Raw genomic sequence first — 3,525 nt, 5'->3', positions numbered from 1 at the left:
GACGGTGAAGAACTACGTGTCCAACCTGCTGTCCAAGCTCAACATGCAGCGCCGTACCCAGGTGGCCGCGCTGGCGGCGCGGATGAAGACGGACCACGACCGGTGAGAGCGCCCGCCGCGGCCCTTCCCGGACGGTGAGGGGCTCCGACGGGGCGGACCGCGGTGGTCACCAGCTCCATGACGTCCTGCACCTGCGACGTCATAGCCTCCCCTTTCGCCCTCAGTCTTCGCCTGGAGGGGCGGACCCCGCCTGCGACATGTCCTCCGTCACCGGGACGACCGCCACGGGACTCGCTCCGTGCCGCAGGACCGCCCTGGTCACCGAGCCGAGCCTGCCGGTCGCGCGGGCTCCGCCGACCACCACGACGCTCGCCTCCCGGGACAACTCCACCAGCGCCTCCTTCGCCGAGGCGGTGACGAACCGGGTCCGCACCGGCACCGCCGGATGGCTGTCACGCCACGGCCGCAGCCGCCGCAGCAGGTCCTCCTCGACCATGTGCGTGGTGATCTCCACGTCGGACACCGGCGGCATCGCCGTTCCCCACGCCACCGCCCGGATGTGTCCCGCGTGTACCGCCAGCAGATCCAGGCCCCGCAACGCCGCCTCGTCGAAGGCGAAGGCGATCGCCACGTCGGGGGTGTCATCGGTGATCCCCAGTACCACGGCCCCACGGTGCAACGGCACCGGGATCGGCCCCGGCCCGCGCACGACGACCACAGGGCAGCGCGCGTGGGCCGCCACGTAACCGGCCACCGACCCGACCACAGTCCTGGCCAGCGTCCCCATGCCACGTGACCCGACCACCACAAGCTCGGCGCCGGCCGACAGCTCGGTCAGCCGCTCGGCAGCGGCCCCCTCGTACAGGTCGGTGGTGACCTCGGTGATCGAACTGCACGAACGGGCGCAGTCGGCGCCGTGGTAGAGCACGTGTTCTGCGGCCTTGCGCAGATGGGACCTGGCCTCCTCGCCGGTCTCCCCGTACGGCCACCGCCAGGCATGCGCCACCGTCAGCGGCAGCTTTCTGAGCTCGGCCTCGTCCATCGCCCACTCCAGGGCCTGCATGGAGAAGTCCGAACCGTCATAACCGACCACGACCTCGCGTGTCTCGCTCATGGCCTGTCACCTCCGTCTCCATCGTCGGCGCAGAGCGGCCGCTCCAGCAGGGCGGAAGGTCCTCCCGGCGTGGGACCTTCCGCCTCCGTTCGGCACCGGTTCATGCGGGAAACACGCAACCCGCCACGTAACCTTCGTCCCCGTTCGTCAGAAATGGAGCCGAAAAGGCGATGGCTCACTCGGCTCTGTCAGCTTGCCGCTTTCAGGTCGTAGGCGATGTCGCGGGCCCAGGCGCGCACCCGTTCGGCATCGCGGAAGTCCCCGGCCGCGGTCTTGGCCATGGTGGCGGCCGGAAAGCCCTTGGCGTCAGCACGCAGGCAGCCGCCGAAGACGACGTTCTCCCGGGCACCGACTCTGCGCCTGGCCCGCTCCGCCCCCGCGGGCGGAGACACGTCCCGATCATCGACCCTCTGCAGCGGGCCGCTGCTGAACAACCAGACAGGCCGCTGCGCCAGCTGCCCCGCGCAACGCCGGACCAGGGTACGGGCATGACGGTGCCAGCGGCCGTAGTAGACCGCACCGCCCAGGACCACCGCGTCGTAGCCGCCGACGTCCTTCATCCCGGCGGCGGCCCGGACCTCGACCTCCAGCCCCTGTTCAGCGAGAACCTGCCCGATCCATCCGGCGATCTCCCGGGTGGAACCGCGTGTGGACCCGTAGGCCACCAGAACCTTCGTCATCGCAGCTCCTCTCCCTGTTCAGTCCATCAACAACGGACCCGACGTGGGAGCCGCCTTTCGGCCCGGAACCCACCGACCTTGGTCCTTGCCACACCGCCTTCCCCGGTTCCTCCGCGCACCGTAGGCAGCCGACTCGTCCGGTGACGTGGCGCCGATCCACCGTTGTGGGAAACGGCCGGGGTCAACGCCACTCCACAGCACCGGGACCTTTGTCCCGCGACGCATGACCGTTGGCCACTGACCGGACCGTCCACCTCCCACGCACGCTGAGAAGGAGTCCTGCCGGACGGTGACCGAAACAGGCCGTCCCCCGGCATCGGAGAAACGAGCAGGAGAAATCATGAAGGCTCTGGTGTACGAAGGCCCCGGCAAGAAAACCTGGACCGAGGTCCCCGATCCGGCGATCACCGACCCACGGGACGCGATCATCCAGGTCGACACCACGACGATCTGCGGCACGGACCTGCACATCCTCGGCGGAGACGTCCCCGAGGTGAAACCGGGACGGATCCTGGGCCACGAAGCCGTGGGCACCGTCGTCGACGTGGGCGACGCCGTCACAGAACTACGGCCCGGCGACCGTGTCCTGGCCTCGTGCATCTCCGCCTGCGGCCGCTGCCACTACTGCCGGCGGGCACGTTACGGCCAGTGCCTGGGAGGCGGCGGATGGATCCTCGGCCACCGCGTCGACGGCGTGCAGGCCCAGTACGCCCGGCTGCCCCTTGCTGACCTGTCCACCCACAGACTCACCCCCGAGATCGGCGACGAGGCCGCCGTCTTGCTCGCCGACATCCTGCCCACCTCCTACGAGGTCGGTGTGCTGGCCGGCCGGGTCAAACCCGGAGACACGGTGGTCGTCGTCGGAGCGGGGCCGATCGGGCTGGCAGCGATCCTCACCGCCCGTCTGTACTCTCCCGCCAACGTCATCGCGATCGACACCGCCGAGGCCCGCCTGCAGGCCGCCAGGCGATTCGGCGCCGATGTCACCGCCTCTCCCAAAGACGACCCGTCGGAGGTGGTGCGCTCGCTGACCGGCGGGCTCGGCGCCGACGTGGTCATCGAGGCCGTCGGGCTGCCGGAGACCTTCGAACTGTGCGCCACCCTGATCCGCCCCTGCGGTCATCTGGCCAACATCGGCGTCCACGGCCGCTCCGCCACTCTCCACCTGGAGGAACTGTGGATCCGCGACGTGACCATCACCACCGGCCTGGTCGACACCTTCTCCACCCCGGACCTGCTGACCATGCTGAGCGGCGGGCGACTCGACACCGGCCCCATGATCACCCACCGTTTCGCCCTCGACGACATCGAGCAGGCATACGAGGTGTTCGCCGACCCGGCACGCAGCGGCGCCCTCAAGGTCGCCCTGAACCGCAGCTGACCGTCTCCCGGAGGAACGTTGAGGAAGGCCTCGTCGAAGAAGCCCTGGCCGGCCACGATCGTGCCGACTGACTCCATCAAAACACCCCTGGGAACCCCGGAGCCAGGCACAAAAAAGGGGCAGCCCCCGCTACCCCTCAAACACCCCCGCACTCCCAGGCCGGGCACAAACAAAAAAAAGGGGGGCGACCCACCCCCACACACCACCCCACAACAACAAAAAAAGGGGGGCCACCCAAAAGGATGACCCCCCACAAAAAGATTGTCCGGCGGCGACCTACTCTCCCACACCGTCCCCGGTGCAGTACCATCGGCGCTGAAGAGCTTAACTTCCGGGTTCGGAATGTAACC

The 3,525-nt window shown here is 69.0% G+C and carries 3 protein-coding genes, 1 rRNA gene and 1 pseudogene; 2 read left to right on the top strand and 3 right to left on the bottom strand.

Annotation, left to right across the window (positions count from 1 at the left end; genetic code table 11):
* Positions 1-106, top strand: a pseudogene (locus tag ACIBVQ_RS40500) (DNA-binding response regulator); the annotation flags it as partial.
* A 114-nt stretch (positions 107-220) separates the two neighbouring features.
* On the opposite strand, the gene ACIBVQ_RS40495 reads toward ACIBVQ_RS40500, so the two are convergent.
* Both ACIBVQ_RS40495 and ACIBVQ_RS40490 read right to left on the bottom strand, forming a co-directional pair.
* Positions 221-1,114, bottom strand: coding sequence for a universal stress protein (locus ACIBVQ_RS40495; protein WP_352011739.1), 894 nt, complete (start codon positions 1,112-1,114; stop codon positions 221-223).
* A gap of 188 nt (positions 1,115-1,302) precedes the next feature.
* Positions 1,303-1,794: a flavodoxin domain-containing protein gene (locus ACIBVQ_RS40490; protein ID WP_399184263.1), complete on the bottom strand. Its 492-nt coding sequence runs from the start codon at positions 1,792-1,794 to the stop codon at positions 1,303-1,305.
* A gap of 340 nt (positions 1,795-2,134) precedes the next feature.
* Here ACIBVQ_RS40490 and ACIBVQ_RS40485 point away from each other — a divergent pair, with 340 nt between their 5' ends.
* Positions 2,135-3,175 (top strand): zinc-dependent alcohol dehydrogenase family protein, encoded by a 1,041-nt coding sequence (locus ACIBVQ_RS40485; protein WP_399184261.1) that lies wholly within the window; start codon positions 2,135-2,137, stop codon positions 3,173-3,175.
* Positions 3,176-3,438: 263 nt separating this feature from the next.
* Here ACIBVQ_RS40485 and rrf read toward each other — a convergent pair.
* Positions 3,439-3,525, bottom strand: a 5S ribosomal RNA gene (gene rrf, locus ACIBVQ_RS40480); the annotation flags it as partial.

The sequence above is a fragment of the Streptosporangium sp. NPDC049376 genome, assembly GCF_044466505.1.
Lineage (GTDB): Bacteria > Actinomycetota > Actinomycetes > Streptosporangiales > Streptosporangiaceae > Streptosporangium.
This window is presented reverse-complemented; position numbering and strand designations above follow the sequence as displayed.